The sequence below is a fragment of the Mesorhizobium sp. M2A.F.Ca.ET.067.02.1.1 genome (assembly GCF_004023285.1).
Classification (GTDB): Bacteria; Pseudomonadota; Alphaproteobacteria; order Rhizobiales; family Rhizobiaceae; genus Mesorhizobium.
On the sequence record NZ_RZSB01000004.1, the window covers coordinates 19,994 to 43,473 of the forward strand.

Here is a 23,480-nt window from a genome sequence, read left to right on the forward strand (position 1 = left end):
CATCAGCCTTTCACGGCGCCGGCGGTAAGGCCGCGCACGAAATATCGTCCAGCGACGACGTAGACAAAGAGGGTCGGAAGCGCGGCGATCATGGCGGCAGCCATGTCGACGTTGTATTCCTTGCGACCCATCGAGACGTTGACGATGTTGTTGAGCGCTACGGTGATGGGTGCATTTTCGCCGGCGGTGAATGACGCCCCAAACAGGTAGTCGTTCCAGATCTGGGTGAACTGCCAGATACAGGACACGACGATGATCGGCAGCGCCGCCGGCAGCATGATCGATACGAAGATCCTGATGAACCCCGCACCGTCGATCTTCGCTGCTCTTACGAGTTCATCGGGAATGCTGACGAAATAATTGCGGAAAAACAGCGTGGTGAACGCAATCCCGTAGACTGTATGGACCAGCACGAGCCCCGGAAGAGACCCTGCCAGACCAAGGATCCCCAAGGTTTGCGCCATGGGAAGAATCACTGCCTGAAAAGGCAGGAAGCAACCGAACAACAGCAGCCCGAAAATCACGTTGGAGCCAGGAAACCGCCATTTGGTGATGACATAACCGTTGATCGCACCGATGCCGGTCGACATGATCACTGCCGGGATCGTCAACAGCAGCGAGTTGATGAAATAGGGTTTCAGCCCTTTGCAGGCCGTTCCGTTGCAAGCCTCCGACCAGGCGGTGCGCCAGGCGTCGAAGCTGATTTGCTGCGGCAGGCCGATGAAGGAGCCGGCATAGATCTCATCAAGGTGTTTCACCGAAGTGGTGATCATCACCCATAGCGGCATCAGGTAGAACGCAGCCATGAAAAACAGACTGCCGTAGATGACGGCGCGACCGATCCGATGCTGCCGACGGAAGGACGCGGCTTTCGTGGCCAAGGGCGTGGAATTGCTAGCCAAGGACGCGGCATTACTGGCCATCGCGGGACTCCTTCAGCTCTGAATAGAGATACGGAACGATGATCGCGGCGACGGTCATCAGCATCATCATCGCGCTGGCTGCGCCAACGCCCATCTGGTCACGCCGGAAGGTGGCGGAGTACATGAAGGTGGAAGGCATCTCGGTGGCGGAGCCGGGGCCGGTGTTGGTTAGCGCCAGAATGAGATCGAAGCTCTTGATCGCAATGTAGCTGAGCAGAACGATCACGCTCAGGAAGGCCGGGCGCAGCATCGGCACGACGATTGTCCGGTAGATCAGCGGCAGGCTTGCACCTTCGATCTGGGCGGCCTTGATGACCGAATTGTCGATGCCGCGCAGTCCGGCCAGGAAGATCGCCATGGCGAAGCCGGTCGATTGCCATACTGCGGCAATCACCACGCAATAGATCGCGAAAGTCGGCTGTGCGATCCAGTCAAACACAAAGCTGGTCCAGCCAAGGTCATTGACCACTTTCTGCACGCCCAGGGCGGGATTGAGAATCCATTTCCAGGCTGTGCCGGTGACGATGAAGGACAGCGCCATCGGGTAAAGAAAAATCGCCCGCAATGTGCCTTCCACCCGGATCTTCTGATCGAGAAGGATTGCCATCAGCAGTCCGAGCCCCGTGGTCAGAGCCAGGAAGAGTGTTGAAAAGACGAAGAGATTGAACACGGCCGTGTGCCAGCGCGGCGTCGACCACAGGCGGACATACTGATTGAGGCCGACGAAATCGTATTTCGGCACGATCATGGAAGATGAGAGCGAGATCCAACCCGTCCAGCAGATGAACAAGTAGACCGCAACCAGGACAACCAAGAGGCTGGGCGCCAGCACCAGCCGTGGCAGCCAATTCTCGATACGGTTCGATAAAGGGATGGATCTGCTCATCGGCTTGCCCTCGGATTGGGTCAATGGAGCTGCTAGCAAGGCGCTGCCGGGACCTCATGGGAGACATTGCCCCGGCAGCGAACGCACGCCTCAGCGTGCGTTGTTGATCCCGTCGACCAACGATTTGACCGCGTCTTCCGCACTCATATCGGTGACGAAAAACTTGCCGACGACGTCCTGGAACACGCCCGAGAAGCGCGGCTCGACAGCAAAGCCGTCGGTGAGCGATCCGTAGATTGCGTTGTTCTTGATGGCAGCGACGCGATCCGAAAAGCTGCGCTTGGCGCAGTCGTCAAAGTCGTCCATCGGCACATCGAGACGAGCCGGGATCGAGCCTTTGATCAGATTGAACTTCTTCTGAACCTCGGGGTCCATGATCGCTTCCGCAACCGCGTCCTGCCCTTTTTCGATATCGGCATTTTTGATCTTGAAGCCGCCGAATGTATCGAACACGAACTTGTAGTTCGGCGTGGCGGTCGGCGTCGGAAAGCAGAGGAAATCGACGCCCGGCTTCATCCCCTTGGCAAGGAATTCACCCTTCGCCCAATCGCCCATGATCTGCATGCCGGCCTGGCCGTTGGCGACCAGATTGGTCGCAGCCGCCCAGTCACGGCCGGTGAACCCGGCGTCATGCAATCCACGCACCTTGCCCAGAAGTTCAAACGTCTTGATCATCTCAGGGCTGGACAGCGCCGTTTCATCGAGATCGATGGCAGCTTTCTTGTAGAAATCCGGGCCGTTCACGTCGATGAGCATGGACTCGAACAGCTCTTCGATCTGCCAGCTCTCATCGCTCATCGCGATCGGCGTGACACCAATCGCCTTCAGCTTTTCGGCACTGGCAATCAGCTCGTCCCAGCTTGTGGGAATGGCGATCCCGGCCTTGTCGAAGACAGCCTTGTTCGCCCAAACCCAGTTCTGGCGATGCATGTTGATCGGGGTCGAGAAAAAGGTGTCATCCTGCTGCAGGAATTGCAGCATGACCGGCGGGAGGGCGTCTTTCCAGCCGTTCTTGGCGTAGAGGTCATTCAATGAACGAAGCACGCCTTCCTTGGCCCAGCCCAGTCCCTCGAAGCCGAGGAACTGCATGACGGCAGGCGGATTGCCGGCGGCAACGCGGGTGCGAAGTGCCTGCTGGGCATTGGCGCCATTGGCACCGCCAACCGCGCTATCCTGCCACTCGAAGCCCATGGTCTTGAGCTTGTCGGTAATCACTTTCAGGGCACCGACTTCACTCGCCGACGTCCAGACATGCAGGCCTTCGATTTTGGTTTGTGCCATTGCCTGGCCCGCGAAGGGCAGTCCCAGCGCGGCGGCGAGCAGAATTCTTTTGAGTTTGGTCATCGTCATTCCCCTGTTGAGGTTGAAATGCCCGGTCGCATTTCGCTGTTATCGGGCGGGTTGGAGTCAGCTTGGATCAGCCGGCATGGCATAGCCGACGTTCTTTCTGCCGTAGCGGCGGACCCGAATGTTGGCTTGTTCGGCGTGCCCGGCGAACCCTTCCATCAGGCAGAGACGCGAGCCGTACTCTCCGATCAGGGCCGATGCCTCGTCGGTCAGAATGCGCTGATAGGTGCAGGTCTTGAGGAACTTGCCGACCCAGAGCCCGCCCGTGTAACGCGCGGCCTTGTTGGTCGGTAGCGTATGGTTGGTGCCGATGACCTTGTCGCCAAACGACACATTCGTGCGGGCACCGAGAAACAGCGCGCCATAGTTCTTCATCTTCTCAAGGAAGTAGTCCGGATCACGTGTCATGACCTGGACATGCTCGGAGGCGATGCGATCGGCCTCGGCCACCATCTCGTCGACCGTATCGCACAGGATGATCTCGCCGAAATCCTCCCACGCTTTGGCCGCGACAGCCGCAGTCGGCAGAATTTTGAGCAGCCGCTCGATTTCATCCAGCGTGTCGCGGGCTAGCTTCTCGGAATTGGTGATCAGCAAAGCGGGAGAATTTACGCCATGCTCGGCCTGGCCAAGCAGGTCGGTCGCCACGATCTCGCCGTCCACGCTGTCGTCGGCGATTACAAGGGTCTCGGTCGGGCCGGCGAAAAGGTCGATGCCGACCTTGCCGAACAGCAGCCGTTTGGCTTCTGCGACATAGGCATTGCCGGGGCCGGCCAGGATATCGACGGGAGCGATCGTCTCCGTGCCGTAGGCCATGGCGGCGATCGCCTGGACGCCGCCGAGACAGTAGATCTCGTCGGCACCTGCGAGCGCCTGGGCGGCGACAATCTTCTCGGCGATCTTGCCCCGAAACGGCGGGGCGCAGGTGATGACGCGCTCGCAGCCAGCCACTCGGGCGGTCAAGACGGTCATATGGGCGGATGCAAGCAGCGGATACTTCCCGCCCGGCACGTAGCATCCGACATTCTGGATCGGTACGTTCTTGTGGCCCAGGACAACTCCCGGCAGCGTTTCGATCTCCAGATCTAGAATGGTCTCGCGCTGGGCTTCGGCGAACCTGCGCACCTGGTCCTGCGCGAAATCGAGATCCTCGCGTTCGCGCTTGGTCAACGCGTTGATGCATCCGTCGATCTCGGCCTTGGTCAGGCGATAGTCATCCCTGTCGAACTTGTCGAAGCGAACGGACAATTCGCGCACGGCCTTGTCGCCGCCCTTCTCAATCTGGGCCAGCAAGGCCTGAACCGTCGCGGTCACGGCCGGCTGGCCATCGTCAGCGACATTGCCTTTGGCGGGCTTGAAGGTGCGTATCATGGCAATATCTCTTGCTTTGCGTACGCGCGTGCGCGCCGCACTACCGAACGTGATGGTTGGCGATGTGGGAGGGCGCTCGCCGCCCTCCTGCTTGCTAGAGATGCTGCTCGCGTGCGCGCATCTCGGCGTATCCGGCCTGTTCTTTTTCGTAGTAAGCAGGCGACGGGAAATCCCACCAGCCGGTCGCGAACGGTCCCGCCGCGTCGCGTGAGACAATGACCTCGACAAGAGCCGGGCCGCCGCATTCCAAGGCTGCCTTCAAGCTGCTTTCAAGGTCTTCATCCTTCTCGACTTTCCAGGCCTCGAGCCCGAAGGCGCGGGCGGAAGCCGTGATATCGGCAGAGTAAGGCTGGCCGTTGCCGGAGTGATGGGTAAATTCAGAAGCGATGTGGCGTCCCATGAACTTGCGCTGGCCACCACGGATCGACATGTAGCCGGAGTTGTTCAACACGAGGAACACCACATTGATGCCGTTCATAACGGCAGTGCCCATTTCGGGCAGCGACATCATGAAGTCGCCGTCGCCGACGATCGCCACGACCTGACGATCCGGGCATGCGAGCTTGGCGCCCAACGCTGCCGGGACCGCCCAGCCCATCGGCGAATAGGAGCCGGAAGTCAGATGGGTGCGAGGCTCGTAGACCGGGAAGCTTTGCTTCACCGAACCCTGGGTGTTGCCCGAACCCACAACCACGATACCATTGCGGTCGAGGACCTTGCGCAAAGCGACCAGCGGACGCTGCGATGTGAAGGGCGTTTCGCGGCTGTTTTCGCGCGGCGACACCTGGGCGATCCAGTCGGCCTTCGCCTTCTGGACGTCGGCCAGGAACGTCTCGCGTTTGGCCAGGGCCTTTTTGGCATCCGCCTCCGACAGCAGCGCCAGAATTGCCTCCAACGCCACCTTTGCGTCCGAAACGATGCCAACCTCGGTCGGATAGGTTTTGCCGATCTCACGCGGGTCAAGATCGATGTGGATCAGCTTGCCTGGGGGGATCGAGAACGAGACGCCCTTGGCGTAGGAGGACGCCGACCAATCTGTGAAGCGGCAGCCGACAGAGATCACGACGTCAGCGGACGCGGTGATCTTGTTGCCACATGTCGTGCCGGTCTGACCGACCGCGCCTATGAAGAGCTCATGATCTTCCGAGATGGCGCCCTTGCCGTTCCAGGTGATTGAAACTGCCGCGCCGAGCCGCTCGGCCAAACGTGTCAATTCGTTCGAAGCGTTGGCTGTGATGGCGCCGCCACCGGCGACGATGACCGGCCGTTCGGCGTTCAACAGAAGCTTTACCGCCGCCTCGATCGCGCTTGGATCCGGGTAGGCCACACCGATCGGCAGGCGCTTGTCCAGCGGATGGATGCTGACGTCCGCCGCCTCGACCTGCACGTCCATCGGCACCTCGACGTGCACAGGGCCTGGACGACCGGTCAGCATCTCGTTGAAGGCGCGATGCATGATGGTCGGTAGAACCTGGACGGATTGCGCCTGCCAGGCGCGCTTGGTCACCTGCTCGGTGATGCGCGCAAAGGCGTTGTCCTGCTGGCGTTCGATCTCCTGCATGGTGCCGTGGCCATGCATGTAGGTCTGTGGCGAGCCCGAGACATAGAACAAGGAAGTCGAGTCACAGTAGGCTGTCGCAAGACCAATGATCGTGTTGGTGGCACCGGGTCCTACGGACGTCGAGCATGCCATGGGCTTGCCGCTGGCGCGGAAATAGCCGTCCGCCATATGAACGGCGCTCTGTTCATGCATGACCTGGATAAAGGGCAGCTGCGAGCCTTCCTCGAGAAAAGCATCGAACAGGGCCCAGATGCCATGTCCAGGTACGCCAGCCACATATTCGACGCCATATTCCTTGAGCGCTCTTGCGACGATCTGCCCACCGGTCAGTTTCATTGTTCGACCCTCTTATCTTTTGGCTGACGAGGCGGTTGCGAGATATGCCCTCGTCCATGCTCTTAGTAAGCAGCTGTGGATCGCCCGCGACAAGTTCGCAGGGTAGGATTATTCGAAGCAATGTGGCGCGCTATCCGAGAAGAGTTGCGACAGTAGAGGTTGTCCATTTCCGGCCGCCGATGGGCGAAATATGCCGAGGCGGGCTCCAGTCAAGCGCAAAGACGCATCCGGTTTCCAGAAGATTTTTCGACGCGATGTAGCGCGATAAGTGCTGCAAATCGCGCAAGAATTCGCACTATCGCGCAATTCCGCCTCAACATGGCGTATGGCTTGCTTGCTGGTAGTGTCAACCACTTTGCAAAGGTGGACCTCATGTCGAAGAGCAATCAGATTGTCCTGCATGCACTCGTGGCGCGATATGGCACGCTTGCGCTTGACCTCGATATCGCACATGAGATCGGTTTCGACGGGCTGGAAGCCTCCGGCGCAAAGATTCGGGCTTTCCTGGACGCTGGTTTCAGCCCGCAGGACCTGCGTCACTTAATCGGTGAGACCTTCATTCCCGGCGTTGGATTTCTTCTCGATGTGGAACGCTACGGCGACGCCCGAAGGGACTTGCTGAAGGACGCCGAAGAGTTGACGAATCTTGCCTCGGAGGTCGGATCAAAGGGCATTCAGGTCATTACGGGTCCTATCAGTCTCGAGGCTCTCGATCCCAGCAGCGTTACTCGGCGACCCGATCTCTACCGAGGCGTTGTCGGCCTGCCCATAGAAGAGCAGATCGACATCACGGCGTCTGGATTGGCCGCGGTCGCCGACATCGCCGCCCAGCGCAACCTGGTCATCTACCATGAAGCGCTGTCCTGGACGCCGCTCAACACGCTTGACAGGCAGCTTCGTACGATCAGGAAAGCAGCCCGCGACAACATACGTCTCGTTGTCGACTTCTGGCACTGTTACACCTCAGGCGATGGACCCGAACAAATCTCGCGATTGGACAAGGATTTGATTTACGGCGTACACATCTGCGACTCGCTGCCGTTTGCGGGCGGAGTTCCCAACGAGCCTATTCTCCGCGATGTCGAAACGGGCAAGGGCGTATTGAACCTGGGAGAGTGGGTGTCTGCAGTGAAATCGACCGGCTACGATGGCTGGTGGAGTTGCGAGCTGTTTTGCAACAGGCAGCATCAGATGAACAGCTACGATGTCGCTCGTGATCTCAAAACGCTCATGCAGGATCTTGTTGTAGGTTCCTAGGTCGTCGATCGTCGAGGCTTCGATTAGACCGTCCTATGCGCAGTGGATCATCGTGCCCTGCTCGCTAAACAATTCGAGGGTGTCGGCATTTAGCTGGCCCCCTACGACCAAATGGTCGATCTCTCCAGGTCCCGAAACTTGAAAGGGCGCGACCCTCGACATGCTGTCGACGGTAGCCAAAACCACCCGAGCGGCACTTCGCCGGCACATCACGCGTTTGATTTCAGCGTCGGCAAGATCGAATGCGGTCAATCCGACCGCAGCATGCACCGCGCAATCACTGACAAGGAAGACGTCGGCGTTAAACTGCTCCAATTGCGAAAGGGCGGCAGCTCCAAGACAGCATCTTTTGCCGTGGTCGTACAGGCCGCCCACAAGAACGACGCCGGCTTGACGATGCCCTTCCAGTGCAGCCGCGACATTTGGGGAATTTGTTACAATCGTCAAAGACAGGTGGCGGGGTAAAGCGGCGGCGAAAGCAACGCTGAGGGCTGCGTGGTCCATCATGATCGTCGCGTTCGGTTGAACGAGCTTCGCTGCGGCGGCAGCCAGCCGCGCGAGATCCGTGGTCGAGGTCCTCAACCGCTCAGGCCCGGCTTTGGCCTCCGATGACCTGACCAACGCTCCGCCATAGACCCTGCGGCAAAGTCCGGCTCTGGCAAGATCGCGCAGGTCGCGGCGCACAGTGTCTTCAGAGACACGGAACTCGAGCGCAAGCGCTTTGGCCAGGACCCTGCCATGCTCGGCCAACCTGAAGCGAATGACGGCCTGGCGTTCTTCTGTAAGCATATCCAGAAATCCTTAGGACGAACCTGGGCGACTTTCTGTTCGGGGAATGCAAATCGGATATAGATCCCAAGCGCCCCACGCCGCAATGTCGTCGTGAACCGACCTATGACATGAGCGCGCGCGGCAGGCGACGACGCTTGATGCTGCCGACGAGCCTTGGAATGAACTTCAGGATCGGCAGGACTGATTCTCAGCTCATCGTGGCGGTCGCCGCTGCTGCCTGCAGGAGATGCCTGCGCGTTTGGCGTGTTGTCGAGCCAGCATGATGCCGTTGCGGCGATCGCAAAGGAGCGCTCGGCTCTCATTCGATTGATCGAACTGCGTAACCGATCGCATCACTGTGCGTCACTGATTGGCGACGTGCGAACTTGTCGCTCTTTTCACGGAGTGGAAGGATGCCTTCAATCGTCTCGGTGCAGCCGCTGCCGATTGAACGGATTCGGTGCCGGTCTACCGGTTCTCCCGGTCAGCCCAGAGCCGGGCCGGAACGCGCAAGGGTATCCATGAACCTTCTCACAGACGATATCCCCGGCAGACGTCGCCTTCGCGCGGGCATGGTGGGAGGAGGGCGAGGTTCCTTTTTTGCAAGCCGGCATAGAACTGCCATGCGGCTAACCAATCGGTTCGAATTGGTCGCAGGCTCGTTCTCGTCCGACCGACAAACCAGCATTGAAGCCGGCGAGGCGCTTGGGGTGGCTCGGGACCGCACCTACCTCAGCTTCACTGACATGGCAGCCGCTGAAGCGGCACGAGATGACGGCATCGAAGTCGCGATCATCGTAACGCCCAACCATCTTCATTTCGAGCCATGCAAATCCTTTCTCGAGGCGGGTATCCCTGTCATCTGCGAAAAGCCGCTGGTCCACTCATCGGAGCAGGCGCGCGAGCTCCAACGGATCGCGGCCGCAAACGAGACGTTCTTTGCCGTGACATACACCTACACAGGCTATCCGATGGTTCGAGATGCTCGCGCTCGCGTCCGCGCGGGGGAGATCGGGCAGGTTCGCTTCATGCATGTGGAGTATCTCCTGGAATGGCTGGTCAACGACCCCTCGAAACTGGGCAAAGGCGGGATATGGCGAGGCGACCCCGAAAAGGCGGGACCGACGGGCGCGCTGGGGGACATCGGAACACACGCCTTTAACATCCTCGAATTTGTTTCTGGTCTCCGGTGCACCGCACTCAACGCCAATTTGCTGCAAACCGTCGACTCCTTCGGCCTGGACGACACCGATGTCGTTCAGCTCGAATTCGAGGGCGGCGCCAACGGTGTGTTGTGGTCCTCTTTTGCCGCTCCAGGCCACCGCAACGGCCTGCGTTTCAAGATCGTCGGCTCTAAGGCCACTCTCGAGTGGCGTCAGGAGGCGCCGGAGACGCTAACAATGTCCCGGCTCGGCGAAAGCGACCTTACCTATCGTCGAGGCCACGCCGACATCTCCTCGGACGCGAATCTTGCGACCAGTCTGCCGGCGGGGTCTCCTGAAGGCTACCTCGAGGCCCTTGCGGTCCTGTACAGCGACTATGCGACGGCGCTGGAAGCCGGCCGAAACTGGCGAGAAGTGCTCCCCGTGCCGATCCCGGATGTGTACGAAGGGCTGCGGGGCGTTCTGCTGTCCGAGATCAGCGTCAGATCTTCAGCTTCGAAGTCATGGGTTTCGTTCCCCCGCTCCTGAGCAGGCAAGCCGTCAACACTGTGAATGAATGTCCGATGTCGTTTGAGCTATCTCGTTCGGACGAAGCCTTGAGGGCGGAAACAACAAGGAATGCACAACGGTGGATGAGATCGCACGCGACGCTTATGCAGTACTTCTGCCCGCCTTTGAAAGGGCTGATTTTACGGACGCCTCGAGGTCTTTCTTCGATGCCGGCGGCGTCGCTTCGCTGCTCGGCTCGACCCGCGAGGAATACGTTGCGCGTCGCATGTCTAGAGACAGGCAGCAAACGGAGACGCGCGAGCTTCTTTTTGACTATCACAACCGCGCCCGGTCGCTTGCTGGCGACGTGCTGATCGCGATCGACTACGAGCTGGGAGGGGTCCACCGCCTCCACAAGCTTGCCCCCCAGCTTCCTCACCCGCGCGAGGTCCTGGAAATGAAGGACGCCGAAATAGAGCATTTTGGGGTCGAGGCTGCCCGCGCGGCAAGGGCATGCGGCGTCAACTTTTTCCTCGCACCTGTGCTCGACTTGGTGAGCGGAAGCAATCCCTGGCTGCGTGACCGCACCTTCTCCGCGGACGCCGATCTCGTCGGTCGCGCCACCTCTGCGTTCATTCGCGGAGTACAGAGACAGGGTGTCGCGGCAACGGCGAAGCACTTTCCCGGTCACCCCCATGTACCCGAGGATCCCCATGACAGCGCCAGTGCGACGGTCACCGCCGCGCTGGATGATCTCAGACCCAATCTTAGCTGCTTCGACGCGGCCATTGCCGCGGGTGTGCGGGCCGTCATGACCGGACCGATACCCGTGGATGCGATCGATCCGGGCGAGCCTTCCTCGACCTCAGCGAAGGTGGTGGCGTTGCTTCGCGAGACCCACCGGTTTCAAGGCCTGATCGTTTCGGACGATCTCGATCTGCCCGGGACGCTGCGCGGCCGGACCGTTCCGGAAACGGCGGTGGCGTCGCTGAAAGCTGGCGTTGACCTCCTTTTGTTGGCGTCCGGACCACAGGTCGACGAGGTAGCGAATTGCATCGTCGCGAGTGTCCAGACTGGCAAACTCGCACGAGAGGTCCTCGCGCGTGCAGCAAGCGCAGTTCGTCGCCTGGCTTCCGATGCGGGGGGCCGTCTTCAGGCCGCCTGAACGGGTTGGTGATCAGGCGCCGACGCTTGCAAATGAACGCGTCACGAAGCCGAGACACCGCAGTTGCCGTCCTGGGGACCGGGCTTTGTGGTTACTCTCATTTTGGAGACTGGATTTTGCATGCGAACCGCGGCTGACTTCATAATCGTCGGCGGGGGCTCGTCGGGATGCGTGCTGGCGTCGCGTCTGAGCGAGGATCCGGATGCCTCGGTGCTGCTGCTTGAGGAAGGGCCAAAGGACAGCAGTCCCTGGATCCATATTCCGGTGACGTTTTACAAGACCAGCAAGGGCAATCTCGTCAAACCCTATCGGTGGTCTCCCAATGCCGAGCATCTGGGCGATCCCGAGCCAACCATGGTTCAGGCGCGGGTGCTGGGTGGCGGCAGTTCCGTCAACGCCATGGTATATCTAAGGGGCCAGCCGCGCGACTACGACGAATGGCGCGACGCGGGCGCCGAGGGTTGGGGCTGGAATGACGTCCTTCCCTATTACAAGCGGTGCGAATCCAACGACCGCTTCGCCAATGAAGTGCATGGCACCGACGGCCCCCTCCCCGTTTCAGACCAGCAGTTCACTCATCCCATGAGCCGCATATGGGTACAGGCATGCCAGCAGGCGGGCTTGAGATACAATCCAGATTTCAACTCGGGCGACCAGGAAGGCTGCGGCTTCTACCAGATCAACGCACGCGGCGGTCGCCGCGGTAGCACCGCGGTCAGCTACCTTGGACCTGCGCGCAATCGCCGGAACCTTGTGGTCAAAACCGGCGTTCGCGTGCTGCGGATCATCTTCACGGGAAAGCGCGCCGTAGGGGTCGAGGCGCTGGTCAACGGCAGGCGCACTCTGTTGCTCGCAGGCAGCGAGGTGATCGTGACCGCCGGCGCCATCAACACGCCAAGACTGCTTTTGCTTTCAGGCCTCGGCAATGCCGACCAACTTATGCGGCTTGGCATTCCCGTCACCCAGCATTTGCCGGGAGTGGGACGGAACCTGCAGGATCACATCGAGGTTTCGCTGATCCACGAGGTGAACGGGCCGTTTAGCTACGACAGATACAAGAAGCCGCATTGGCAATTCCTGGCCGGGCTTGAATACCTTCTTTTCAGGCGGGGCCCATGCACGGCGAACGTCGTCGAGGGCGGCGCCTTCTTTCGATCCTCGCTCAATGACGACCGCCCCGACCTGCAGTGTTGTTTCATGCCGGGCGCCGGCGTCGAAGCGGGCCTTGACACGGTTCCCGGCGGCAACGGAACGACGCTAAACATTTGCCAGACCCGGCCACGCTCAAGCGGCTGGGTCGAATTGAGGAGCGGAGATCCTCTTGAGGCGCCGATCATCCGGCCGAACTATCTGCAGGAACAATATGATCTCGACGTCATGTGCGAGGGGGTCGAGTTCGGGCGAGAGATCATGTCACAGCCAGCTATCGCAAAATACCTTTCGAGAGAATATGCGCCAGGGTCTCTCCGGGGTCGGGCGGAAATCCTAGCCTACGTCAAAAGTCAGGCGCACGCGGCGCTCCATCCGATGGGTACTTGCAAGATGGGCAGCGACGATATGGCCGTCGTCGATCCCGAACTGCGCGTTCACGGGATCGATGGGCTGCGTGTCTGTGACAATTCAGCCGGTCCAAATCTTGTTTCCGGCAATACCAACGGCGTTGCCATAATGATCGCGGAGCGGGCAGCCGACTTCATCGCGGCCAAGCACGGATTTGTTTCCGCCAAAAGGCAGATGCAAGAAAATCAATAGAATTGGGCCGAACGGGCCCTAAACGCAGCCGCATCACATAATCGGAAGGAAATCATGTCGAAGCTACCCGACTCAACATTCTTGCACCGTCTCGCTGATCTGGCGGATGCCGAGACTCTGCCGCGCTATCTGGTCGAGCTTGCCGTCGAGACCAAGCCGAAGCCTGGGTACAGATTCGATCCGGTGACCGAGGCGGATCGGGAAGCCGAGATCGCCTTGCGTGCAGCCATAACGGCAGAATTTCCAAACCATTCGGTGCTTGGCGAGGAATTCGGTGAAACGGGCGGCGACAGCGACTGGCGTTGGGTGCTCGATCCCGTCGACGGAACTCGACCTTTTATCTGCGGCATTCCCGTCTGGGGAACCCTCATCGGCCTGACGAATCGCGGGCGCGCAGAGATGGGCATGCTCAGCCAGCCGTATATCGGCGAGCGGTTCTGGGCGGACGCGACTGGCGCATGGCGTCAGCGCGGCGGCGAGCCACAGCCACTCAGGACGCGCGGCATCGACACGCTGTCCGATGCCATCCTCCACACCAACTCGCCTGAACATTTTCACGCCGATCTCAAAGCTGGCTTCGAGCGGCTGAACAGCGCCGTCAAGATGACCCGGTACGGTGGGGAATGTTACGCCTTCGCCATGCTGGCGGCGGGCCGGATCGACCTGGCGGTTGAACCTTCCCTGCAGCCCTACGACATCGTGGCGCTGATCCCGATCATTGAGAAGGCGGGGGGCGTGATCACGCGTCTCGACGGCGGCCGAGCTGAGGAAGGAGGCCCAGTCCTTGCCGCGGCGACTCCGTCGCTTCATCGGTTGGCTCTGAACGAGCTTGTCCTGAACGCCTAGACTGCCGGAAACTCACTGCAAGGACCGACAGCTTTGCCGGCCATTTTCATAGTGGACACAATGGCTCTGATTGCTCATGCAGGTTTTGGGCGGTCCGGCTATCGGCTTGCCATCACCTGCCGGCGCTCTGTTGCGATGACGCAAATACCCGTTGGACATGGAAGTCCGATTTCAGCTGACGTTAGAAGGCGCCCGTCATGCATATTGTCGCTTCACAAACCTTGTCCGTGCGAAGTTGCGCCCCCACAGGCTCAGGGAGTAACTCATGCATATAAAGAACAGCAGCGAATTGGGCTCCAGCCTCCATCGGCAAGTTGAGTCTGAGGGTTTGTTGCTCGTCTGATGTCCTCCCAGGACTTTCGTCACATTGAAAGGCGGGCAACCAGTTGCCCGCCTTCTCTTTGCTGTCACCTGTAGGGTCTGATACGTCTCGGGCACCAATCACACCGTGATCGGCTTGTTGGCAATCCGAGACATGAACAGATCGGCAAAAGCGACTGACCCGGTAGCAAAGCCGGGTTCGCCCAAGGCCGAGCATAGAGCCGACGAGTAATGCAGTTAGTCAGTTAGCATATCACATCTGGATCATGTCCGAACCGTCGCCCAGATATTGCAGCACCTCCCTGGGGATGCCCGGGTCGCTCCTGTCAATCACGGTAAGCTCCTTCAGGTGACTCCGTTGGAGCAGGCCTGGCCCCTTGTAGTGCAAGGCGACCTTCGTCGAATAGGGCTGTCGGAAGGCATTTGCGGCAATGCCGCTGGCGATGCCGAACATGAAGCGCTTCGCATTTCGCTTGACCTGGGCATAGACACCGAAGGTGAGCTCATTGCTCTGGATGCCTTCGAAATCGGCCGTGAAGAGCCGGTCAGCGACAGGGAAGCTGAACCCGTAGTACTTGAAGACGTATTCCGTTCTTCCCGGCCGGTCGAAGCTCGGGAACCGCTCGATATAGTAATGCTGGAGAAAATTGTTATTCCGATAAAGGCAGAATGCCGATTTTAGAATGAAGCCTTTATAGATCGACGAAAACTGATACCGGTCATAGACACCTAGGATCTCCGAATCCTGCACGCTTCCGTCGAAGACAATATTCGACAGGAAGTTGACAAACTCCGGCAGATGACGCGCGGTTGACATCGCATGAAAAAAATTGCCGTCAATTAGCGTCCTGAACTCCTCAGGGTTGGAGAAAAGGATCGGCACGCTCAGCCCGAAGAAATTCGCGATCGTGCGCAGATTGGCGCTGGACGGCACATGGGCGCCGGACAGATATTTGTTAAATTGTTGCCGGTTGACGTTTAATTTGCGACAAACGGCGGCGACAGACCCATGGCGATCGCACAAGGTCCTCAAATTTGCCGCGAGCGCCGCAGTATCCCCTGCGATGTGGTTCATCTTTGATCGCCTCCCCTATGACGCGAACAGACGCTATCTGTACGTCACTTTAATGCAGACTTCAACGAGGTGCGAAGTTGGCTGCAAGAGGCGAATGCGCCCATACTCAGGGCCAGATCAGGAGCGCCTGGCATGGCAACTCACGGCAAGACGGGGTGGTCAGTTATGGGGACCGGAACCATTGCCACGGAGCAGATGGTCGCGGGCATCAGAGCGCAAGGGCACACTCCGTTATGGGTGGTCAGCCGCCGAAAGATGGATGCAGCTCATTTCGCTCAGGATCTCGATATTCCGCAATGGACGACCAACCTGTCGGATGCCCTGGGCGATCCTAACGTCGAGTTCACCTATGTCAGTGCACGTCTGAGGCGACGGGCCCATTACATCACCGCTGCGGCCAAAGCTCGCAAGAACGTCCTTTGCGACGGCCCGATCTCCGAAAACAGCAAAGTAGCCGCTGAGCTTGTGCGTCTGTGCGACAGCGCCGGGATAGTGCTTGCGGTACATCATCCGTTCCGTGCGTCGGCCATTCACCAGACCATGCGCAGACTGATCCTGGATGGTGACATCGGGAAGGTGCAATCGATCCTTCTTACCCGCGAGGGACCGTACAAGCCCGCGGCCAAGCGCAGAAAGGACGATCTCGACAGCGAAGGCGACATCTATCTCGACATGTCAGTCGACGACATTGACCTTGCAAGGTTCCTGACTGGCGGAGAACCGCGTGAAGTTTCGGCCACTTGCACTATTGCCGATGGCAGACCCAACCAGATCTCCTATTCGTTTCAACTGAACGATGGCAGCCTGTTTCATGCATTCGAGAGTTTTGCGATCGCCGACCTGGAAAGCACGGTCGTGGTGGCTGGAGATCGCGGCACGCTGATCGCCCACGGTACGCTGAACGGCAAGGCTTCGGGTACGCTCATGCGTCGGCATGCAGCCAAGAACGAGCTCGTGCCGGTTCGCGACGGGGATTCGCACGTTGCTGCAGTCGAGGACTTTGTCAGCGCCGGGGAGCGAAGGCTGACTTGGCTGGCACGGGGGTCAGATAGCGTAGCTGCCCTTCGCGCCGCGGAGGCTGTGGCTAAGGCCGCCTCGAGGCGCCGCACCGCCACAGTTCAAGGAGGGCAGCAAACGAGGGGCCTCCTGAAGCGAGATCAATCTGTTCAGGAAGCTGCGGGCCAGTGACATGCGCCAGCTTGGGACCGTCGTGTTTCCCAGCGGACGTTCTATCGCGGGAGACGTGCCTGCTTGGCTTCAGAAGGCAATGAGCAAGACCAGATCAGGATTGCCTGGTCTCACGGGATGGCCGTCCCGAATACCCCATTGCGCGGGATATCTGACCCGCGATCTCGGTGATTCGCCCTCCGGTTGAGGGGACATCCTCGTCAGTAACGCGCGCGACTGGTCCGCTGATGCTGATTGCGCCGAGCGGGCGCCCCGATTGATCGAAGACGGGTGCCCCGATGCAGCGCCCTCCAATGGCGGACTCCTCGTTGTCGACCGAATAGCCCCGCTCCCGGATAAGCGGAAATTCCGCACGCAGTTGGTCGACGGTGGTGAGGGTGTTGTACGTGTAACGGGGCAGCCCCGGCTCCTTCAGCAGAACGTCCACTTCATGCGGATCAAGCCATGCGAGAATCGACTTTCCGAGAGAAGTGGCGTGCCATGGGTTGACTACTCCCACTGATGCTCCCTGGCGCAGCGTCTGCATGGCCTCGATACAGTCCACGACGACAACCTCGCGGCGCAGCCAAAGGGCGAAGCTGACGGTCTCGTTGAACTGCTCGTGCAAGGTTTCCAGATAGGGGTGGGCTACCGTTCTGACGTCCCTGCGGTGGAGTGATTTCTGCCCAAGGATATAAAGCCCAATGCCCAGAACATAGCGATTTCCATTCACCTTTTCGATGAGCCCATGCCCAACGAGGCTGGCCACATAACGTGATGTGGTTGGCTGTCCCAGCCCGACCTCTCGTGCGATCATCGACAGCGACATAGGTTGGTCAGACCGCTCAAGAACGCGCAAAACTGCAACCGCCCGATCGACAGCGTCGAAGCGGGCACTTTTTTCCTCATCGGTGAACAGGTCGTTTGGCAAGATCGTTCCAGCGAATCCCGTAGCAATCGTCCCTTGGTGCTCCAAGTCGAGCCGGCCGTCAATTAAGTCGCGGTGCGGCGTCCAGCAACATTCCTGTGTAAGAGTGCTTCGGCGAACGCAGGACGTCATTCGTTCGTCCCGCCTCAACGATGCTTCCGTCCTTCATGATTATGATGGATTCTGCAATTTCGGAGACCAGCGGCAGGTTGTGCGTTATGAACAGCATCGCCAGGCCGTCCCTCTTCAAATCGAGCAGAAGCTCGACCACGGCCGCTTGCACTGACACGTCGAGAGCCGAAGTGATTTCGTCACACACCAGAAGCTTCGGTTTGACCGCGAGCGCGCGGGCCACGGCTACGCGTTGACGCTCACCTCCGGATAAATCTGCCGGGTAAAGATCGGCAACTCGTTGCGGTAACCGGACGCGGTCGAGAAGCGACCGGACTTCGGCGCCGACCCGTGCTCTATCAGCCAGTCCCGTTAGGCGAACGGCACGAGCGATGCTCTGGGCGATAGATTCCTTCGGGTTCAGAGAGCGATCGGGATTTTGGAACACGATCTGCATGGCGCTGAGATCTGCCTTGGAGCGGCTTGAGACGGCGAATGGCATCGAATGGCCTTCGAACAACAAGCTGCCCGAGGCGTTGCTGTGCAAACCTGTCACGCATCGGCCTGTTGTGGTTTTGCCGCTGCCGCTCCCACCGACCAGACCCACGCATTCGCCTTTGCCAACCGAGAATGAAACGCCGTGCACGACCTCGACATGACCATGAGCCGCGCGCAGGTTCTTCACCTTGAGGATGTTCTGGAATTCAATTGCACCCTCGGCCTCGGGCGCCGCCGCTGGACCATCGGTTACCAGTCGTGGAATGGCGTCGAGCAGCATGCGCGTGTAATCGGCGCTCGGTTCGACGAAAACCTGCCTGCGGCTCCCCTGCTCGACGATCCTGCCAGAAAGCATGACGGCTACCCTGTCGGCCACGACGTTCACGACGGCAAGGTCATGGGTGACGTAGACCACGCTGGCGCTGCTGGACTTGACCAGCCTCGCTATCAGCTCAAGGATCGTCTGCTGGGTGGATACGTCAAGGCCGGTGGTCGGCTCATCCATCACGATGACCTGCGGAGACGTGACGAAGGCCATGGCAATTGCGATGCGTTGCAGTTGACCGCCACTCAGCTCGAAGGGATAGCGTCTCGAAAACTTTTCATCGTCTGGTAGATCGACGCTCCGCAACGCGTCACGCATCAGTTGCTTCATGCCGGTGCCCGAATGGCCGTGCGCCGCAAGAAGCTCGGCCATTTGCTTGCCGACTGACATACGGGGGCTGAAGCTCGTCGTCGGATTTTGCGGAACCAGCGATACTTTGCCGCCCTGGAAGGCACGTTTCCTCCGGCTCGAGAGCGAGAGGATGTCTGTGCCGCCAATTAAAATCTTGCCGGACGAAATACGCATTCCGGGCCGCGCAAAGCCTAGCAAACTCAAGGCGACCGACGTCTTTCCAGATCCCGATTCACCGATGATGGCCAGGACTTCACCCTGCTTCACGTGAAGGGAGACGTCGCTAACGATTTCGCGGCCGTTCAGATCATGCATGAAAAGCGATTGCACAACGAGCGGGATTGCTTCGGTCATTTCAGATCTCTTTCGACCGACCGACCGAGCGCGCAAAGCTGTCGGCAAGCACGTTGACGGCAACGGAGAAGGCAGCAATTGCCAGAGCTGGCGCGAGTGCGATCCATGGCGAGATCGTGATGCCAATGCGGTTTTCGCTGATCATCAGACCCCAGTCGGCCGCCGGCGGTGGCAGGCCCAGGCCCAGATAGCTTAGGGAAGCGTAGAGAATGATCGACCCGCAAAGCCGCACCCCGAAGTCGGCCAGGACGGGGGTCAGCACGTTGGGCAGGATATCAAGGAAGCAGATTGCGGCCCAGCTTTCCCCGCGCGCGAAGGCAGCTTCGACGTACTCGTTCTTGGAGATATCCATGGTGATCAGTCGCACGATACGGAAGATGCGGGGCGAATGCAGGATCACGATCCCTATGATGACTGTGGGCAGGCTTGGCCCCGTCGAAGCGAGAAGGACGAGAAGAAAGATTGCCGGCGGCAGGGCATAGATCACATCGGAAATGGCAATCAGAAGAATATCGAGCGAGCCTCGCCGCAGGCCCGAGTAGATGCCAAGCGGCACCGCCACGATATAGGCCGCGACTGTCGCGCAAAGCGCGACGACGAGCACAGTCCTTCCGCCATAGAGGAAGCGACTGAAAGTGTCGCGCCCAAGGAAGTCGGTTCCAAGCCAATGCCCCTGGGTTATGGGCGCGAATGGAGCGCCGACGATTTCATCGAAGGCGTAGGGACTGAAAAATGGTCCGAGCGAAGCAAGAGCAACGATGATGACGACCAGGACCAGAGCGATGCGAGCTGCTGGCTTCGCCAAGGTCAGGCGCAGGACGGAGCGGCGCATACGGTCAATCCCTTCGACTAGGTCGTACCGCGCGCCACGCGCAGCCTTGGATTAAGAAGAAGGATCAGCGCTTCGGACACCAGGTTGATCAGCACATAGGTGGCGGTGATGATCAGCGTGATGGCGAGCACTGTCGGCATGTCACGGTTGATGACAGCTTCCGAGAGCGCGCTGCCGATGCCAGGCAGCTGAAAGACGGACTCGGTGACCACCACTCCACCAGCCAACCAGGCTGCGTTCAACGCGATCGTCTGGATGGTCGGTGTGATGGTGTTGGGAAGAACATGGCGCAGCAGTACCCGCGCGGGGCTTATGCCCCTCAGCCGCACCATATAGATGTATTCGGCGCTCAGCACTTCGAGTGCCACCGCCCGCACCATCCGTACGACCTGGGCAAGTGTGGTGCCGAGCAGTGTCAGAACCGGCAAAATGAAAAGGGTCGATTGAGATGAAAGGGGGAGACTGTCGTTGATCAGCGATACCGGCGGCAGCCAACGAAGATAAACTGCGAAAAGTACGATCAACACCGTGCCGATGACGAACTCGGGCAGGGCGACGGTCACGATCGTCGGAACCGAGATCAGGTGGTCAGCCAATCTGTCTTTGAAGAGCGCCGCTGCAATGCCGAGCACGAAGGAGAGCGGTATCAGCAGAAGCAGCGATGTGACCGTCAGTATCAGGGTGTTGATGGCCCTCGGCCCAATCGCCTCCCAGACTGACCGCCCGGACGGTATCGACCGGCCGAAGTCGCCGGTGAGTGCGCCCCCGATCCAGCTCGCATATTGCACGACTGCAGGCCGGTCCATGCCGAACTCGCGCCTGAGCGCCTCAACCGCCGAGGGATCAGCCTTGGCACCGAGCGCAGCCCGGGCCGGATCTCCTGGTAGATATTGGGTCGCGGCAAAGACGACGATGGAGACGGCAAACAGCGTGACGGCAGCCAGGGCTATTCTTGTCAAAAGAAGCTGGAGCAAAGGCTTGTTCAAGGAGGTCACTCTACAAAAAGGGGTGCCACCGCAGCCTGGCCGGCCACGGCGGCTTGCAGCCTACGCGAAATAGACGCTTTCGAACTGATAATAGCCAAGATTTCTCTGGGTGGAGGGAACGATGTTCTTGACCTTGGCGCTGGAGGCATCGAGAAGATCACGGAAGCCCCAGATGATGTAAGCTCCCTCATTCCAGAGGACCTTCTGAGCCTCTACGTAATATTCGCGGCGCTTGGGGCCGTCGAATGTGGTCCTCGCCTTGCTTACCCACTTATCGAACTCGTCGCTGGTCCAATCCGGTTCGTTCCAGTAGGCCCCCCTCGCATAGCCTTGCCCGAATTGAGATTCGAGAGTGTGCTGTCCCCAATCCGAACTGCCCATCTGCGTCTTTTTGAAGTTCGGCCCGGAATAGTAGCTGTCGGGCGGCACGACCAGAAGTTCGATATTGACGCCGATCTTCTTGGCCTGGTTGGCGATGAGCGTAGCCGACGCCTGCATGCCTGGAGCGGCATCCGAGGTGTAGAGGGTAATCGCCTGGCTGTTGTCAAAGCCCGCCTGCTTGAGCAGAGATTTCGCCTGATCCGGGTCGTAAGCGCGTTGCGGCAATTCGGAGGCGTAGTCTGGATCCGTGATGCAATGCAGGTCGTTGCCAATCCTGCCATATCCCGACAGTGCGTTGTCGAGCAGTTGCTGGCGGTCGATCATGAGCCGGAACGCCTGGCGGACGCGCACGTCCGTAAAGGGTTTCAGGTTCGTCATCATGAATTGGTCGGTCGTGGCACCGCTCTTGGAGCGCAACAGGGTGAGTGCGGGATTTGCTTCAATCAGGCGCGCAAGACTTCCATCGAGCTGAGCCACGGCATCGACCTGGCCGGCCACCAGCGCGTTCATTCGCGCGGTCGGGTCGTTGATCGCGATGAATTCGACACCGTCGAGATATGGCTGGCCCGGTGTGCGATAGTTATCGCTGCGCGCGAGCGTCACCCGCTGGCCGCGGGACCACGACACGAACTTGAAGGGCCCGGTCCCGATCGGCTTGTCGAAATCGGTCGTGCCGTCCTTCATGAGGAACATGACCTTGCTGCCCAGCACTTGCGGAAGCAGCGCATAGGGCTGTTTCAACGCAACTTCGACTGTATGGGGATCGAGTGCACGCACCCCTTTCGGCTCCAGGAGCGGAGCCAGGTTGGGATAGGCGTCGGCCTTGTTGTCGGAATTGAGGATGTACTGGATGGTGTAGACGACGTCCTTGGCCGTGAAAGGCGCGCCGTCATGCCAGACCACACCTTTCTTGAGCTTGATTTTCCAGACGTTGCCCTCGGCGTTGTGAGTGAAGTCATCCGCCAGCTTGTTGTAGAGATTGCCATCCTTGTCGAAGTCGGTGAGCCGGTCGAAGATCGACTGGGCGCCGGCGAAATCCATATCGCCCGTCGAGATGAAGGGGTTGAGCGAAGATTTCGCCCCGGCTGCGCCTAGGCCGACGCGGAGCGTCCCTCCCCGCTTCGGTTCGTCGGCCAGGGCCGGGCGAAGCCCCGCCCCGGCAAGCATTATGCCGGTGCCCAACAACAAGCCTGTCTTCAGCACATCGCGCCGCCCGACAAGCGTCGAACCTGCCTTGGGGGGATACACGTCCTTCCTCATTTCCTTATTCCCTCTGTATTGATGGTTTGCTTTGGCTTATTTACTCGACGAACGGACAGGCTGCCGCCGGTAACGGCTTAGGCGAGCAGTCCGGCATGCTTCAGGGCCTTCAGGATGTTTTCCTGATCCTCCTTGGCCAGGTCGCCATTGGGCTTGCGCGGCTCACCCACCTTGCGGCCCTGGGCGTTGATGGCGAACTTGATACGGGCAGGGAAATTGACGCTCTTGGTCATCTCCCTTGCAAGAGGTGCGATCTTGTCCGTCAGCTTGCGGCCGAGGACGTAATCGCCGGCGGTGTGCGCGGCAAAGATTTCCCCGTACTGCTTTGGAATGACCGTGTTGATGCCGGAGATCGAGGCCTGCGCCCCGAACAGAAAGCTCGCAATGTTCACGCTGTCCGCGCCGGCAGCGATGGCCACGCGGTCGCCAACCGTCTGGACCAGTTCCGTCACCGGCTCCAGCGCCACTTCTTTCACGCAGATGACCTCGGGCAGACGGGCAACGCGCTGCATGACCGCCGGCGGGTTGAAGAAATGGTTGTAGTAGATAATGGGCAGAGAGGTCGCCCTCCCGACGTCTTGGATGAACTTGTCCAGCCCATCCCCCGAGGGGGTATTGTAGATTGGCGGGCCAAGCATCAGCGCGCAGGCGCCGGCCTGCTTGGCGAGCAGACCACGCTTTATGGCGTCGCGGGTGGTGGTCGTGATGATCCCGGCGATTACGCGCAGTTTGCTGTTGGCCGTGGCTGTTTCGACCAAGAGCCCGAGTTCTTCTGCGGAAAGCTCATCCCCGGAACCGGTGCTTCCGCCGACCACGGCAATGTGAATGCCAGCGCCTTCCATGAACCGGAGCTCACCCTTGAACAGCTCCAGGTCGAGATCACCATCGGGTCTGAAGGTCGAGACGAGCGGCGGGATGATCCCCTTGATCTCGTCTTTTTGAAGCACAGTTGCCATTGCCAATCCTTATTTCACTCAGTGAAAGTAACTATTACTGAATGAACATCCCGCGAAGCGCTGAAGTT

The 23,480-nt window shown here is 59.6% G+C and carries 19 protein-coding genes; 6 read left to right on the forward strand and 13 right to left on the reverse strand.

Going from position 1 to position 23,480, the window contains the following annotated elements; translation table 11 throughout:
* Positions 1–2: 2 nt before the first annotated feature.
* The 5 genes from EOA28_RS01255 to EOA28_RS01275 form a co-directional block, all read right to left on the reverse strand.
* Entirely contained in the window at positions 3–923 is a 921-nt protein-coding gene (locus EOA28_RS01255) for a carbohydrate ABC transporter permease (protein ID WP_245482196.1), read from the reverse strand.
* A complete protein-coding gene (locus tag EOA28_RS01260) occupies positions 913–1,809 on the reverse strand; it encodes a sugar ABC transporter permease (RefSeq protein ID WP_128314426.1) in 897 nt (298 codons plus the stop codon). The genes EOA28_RS01255 and EOA28_RS01260 overlap by 11 nt, the downstream gene beginning before the upstream one ends.
* Before the next feature lie 90 nt (positions 1,810–1,899).
* A complete protein-coding gene (locus tag EOA28_RS01265; protein WP_167512057.1) occupies positions 1,900–3,153 on the reverse strand; it encodes an ABC transporter substrate-binding protein in 1,254 nt (417 codons plus the stop codon).
* Between the two features lie 63 nt (positions 3,154–3,216).
* Complete coding sequence (gene hisD / locus EOA28_RS01270; RefSeq protein ID WP_128314428.1) at positions 3,217–4,527, reverse strand: histidinol dehydrogenase; 1,311 nt, start codon at positions 4,525–4,527, stop codon at positions 3,217–3,219.
* 94 nt (positions 4,528–4,621) lie between these two features.
* Positions 4,622–6,424: a thiamine pyrophosphate-binding protein gene (locus EOA28_RS01275; RefSeq protein WP_128314429.1), complete on the reverse strand. Its 1,803-nt coding sequence runs from the start codon at positions 6,422–6,424 to the stop codon at positions 4,622–4,624.
* A gap of 159 nt (positions 6,425–6,583) precedes the next feature.
* On the opposite strand from EOA28_RS01275, the gene EOA28_RS01280 reads away from it, so the two are divergent.
* Positions 6,584–7,681, forward strand: coding sequence for a sugar phosphate isomerase/epimerase family protein (locus EOA28_RS01280; protein ID WP_245501444.1), 1,098 nt, complete (start codon positions 6,584–6,586; stop codon positions 7,679–7,681).
* A gap of 33 nt (positions 7,682–7,714) precedes the next feature.
* Here the strand turns inward: EOA28_RS01280 and EOA28_RS01285 are convergent, their stop codons facing one another.
* The gene (locus EOA28_RS01285; protein ID WP_127404795.1) at positions 7,715–8,470 is read right to left on the reverse strand and encodes a DeoR/GlpR family DNA-binding transcription regulator; all 756 of its coding nucleotides are present in this window, start codon (positions 8,468–8,470) and stop codon (positions 7,715–7,717) included.
* A gap of 554 nt (positions 8,471–9,024) precedes the next feature.
* On the opposite strand from EOA28_RS01285, the gene EOA28_RS01290 reads away from it, so the two are divergent.
* From EOA28_RS01290 to hisN, 4 genes are all read left to right on the forward strand, one after another.
* The gene (locus tag EOA28_RS01290; RefSeq protein WP_281060880.1) at positions 9,025–10,143 is read left to right on the forward strand and encodes a Gfo/Idh/MocA family oxidoreductase; all 1,119 of its coding nucleotides are present in this window, start codon (positions 9,025–9,027) and stop codon (positions 10,141–10,143) included.
* A 100-nt stretch (positions 10,144–10,243) separates the two neighbouring features.
* The gene (locus EOA28_RS01295) at positions 10,244–11,269 is read left to right on the forward strand and encodes a glycoside hydrolase family 3 N-terminal domain-containing protein (protein ID WP_128314431.1); all 1,026 of its coding nucleotides are present in this window, start codon (positions 10,244–10,246) and stop codon (positions 11,267–11,269) included.
* A gap of 120 nt (positions 11,270–11,389) precedes the next feature.
* Positions 11,390–13,021 (forward strand): GMC family oxidoreductase N-terminal domain-containing protein, encoded by a 1,632-nt coding sequence (locus EOA28_RS01300; protein WP_128314432.1) that lies wholly within the window; start codon positions 11,390–11,392, stop codon positions 13,019–13,021.
* A gap of 54 nt (positions 13,022–13,075) precedes the next feature.
* A complete protein-coding gene (gene hisN, locus EOA28_RS01305) occupies positions 13,076–13,867 on the forward strand; it encodes a histidinol-phosphatase (RefSeq protein ID WP_128314433.1) in 792 nt (263 codons plus the stop codon).
* Between the two features lie 574 nt (positions 13,868–14,441).
* Here the strand turns inward: hisN and EOA28_RS01310 are convergent.
* Positions 14,442–15,263 (reverse strand): helix-turn-helix transcriptional regulator, encoded by an 822-nt coding sequence (locus EOA28_RS01310; protein ID WP_127227974.1) that lies wholly within the window; start codon positions 15,261–15,263, stop codon positions 14,442–14,444.
* A gap of 132 nt (positions 15,264–15,395) precedes the next feature.
* On the opposite strand from EOA28_RS01310, the gene EOA28_RS01315 reads away from it, so the two are divergent.
* Entirely contained in the window at positions 15,396–16,451 is a 1,056-nt protein-coding gene (locus tag EOA28_RS01315; RefSeq protein ID WP_245482194.1) for a Gfo/Idh/MocA family oxidoreductase, read from the forward strand.
* Between the two features lie 94 nt (positions 16,452–16,545).
* On the opposite strand, the gene EOA28_RS01320 is transcribed toward EOA28_RS01315, so the two are convergent.
* The 6 genes from EOA28_RS01320 to EOA28_RS01345 all read right to left on the reverse strand — a co-directional run bounded on the left by EOA28_RS01320 (position 16,546) and on the right by EOA28_RS01345 (position 23,412).
* Positions 16,546–17,361 (reverse strand): IclR family transcriptional regulator, encoded by an 816-nt coding sequence (locus tag EOA28_RS01320; protein WP_245501446.1) that lies wholly within the window; start codon positions 17,359–17,361, stop codon positions 16,546–16,548.
* Positions 17,362–17,419: 58 nt separating this feature from the next.
* Positions 17,420–18,997, reverse strand: a complete 1,578-nt coding sequence (locus tag EOA28_RS01325; protein WP_245501447.1) for an ABC transporter ATP-binding protein — start codon at positions 18,995–18,997, stop codon at positions 17,420–17,422.
* Between the two features lies 1 nt (position 18,998).
* Positions 18,999–19,829: an ABC transporter permease gene (locus EOA28_RS01330; protein ID WP_127404791.1), complete on the reverse strand. Its 831-nt coding sequence runs from the start codon at positions 19,827–19,829 to the stop codon at positions 18,999–19,001.
* Positions 19,830–19,846: 17 nt separating this feature from the next.
* A complete protein-coding gene (locus EOA28_RS01335) occupies positions 19,847–20,815 on the reverse strand; it encodes an ABC transporter permease (RefSeq protein WP_128314435.1) in 969 nt (322 codons plus the stop codon).
* A 60-nt stretch (positions 20,816–20,875) separates the two neighbouring features.
* A complete protein-coding gene (locus tag EOA28_RS01340) occupies positions 20,876–22,456 on the reverse strand; it encodes an ABC transporter substrate-binding protein (RefSeq protein WP_128314436.1) in 1,581 nt (526 codons plus the stop codon).
* A 77-nt stretch (positions 22,457–22,533) separates the two neighbouring features.
* Positions 22,534–23,412 (reverse strand): dihydrodipicolinate synthase family protein, encoded by an 879-nt coding sequence (locus EOA28_RS01345; protein WP_128314437.1) that lies wholly within the window; start codon positions 23,410–23,412, stop codon positions 22,534–22,536.
* Between the last annotated feature and the right edge of the window lie 68 nt (positions 23,413–23,480).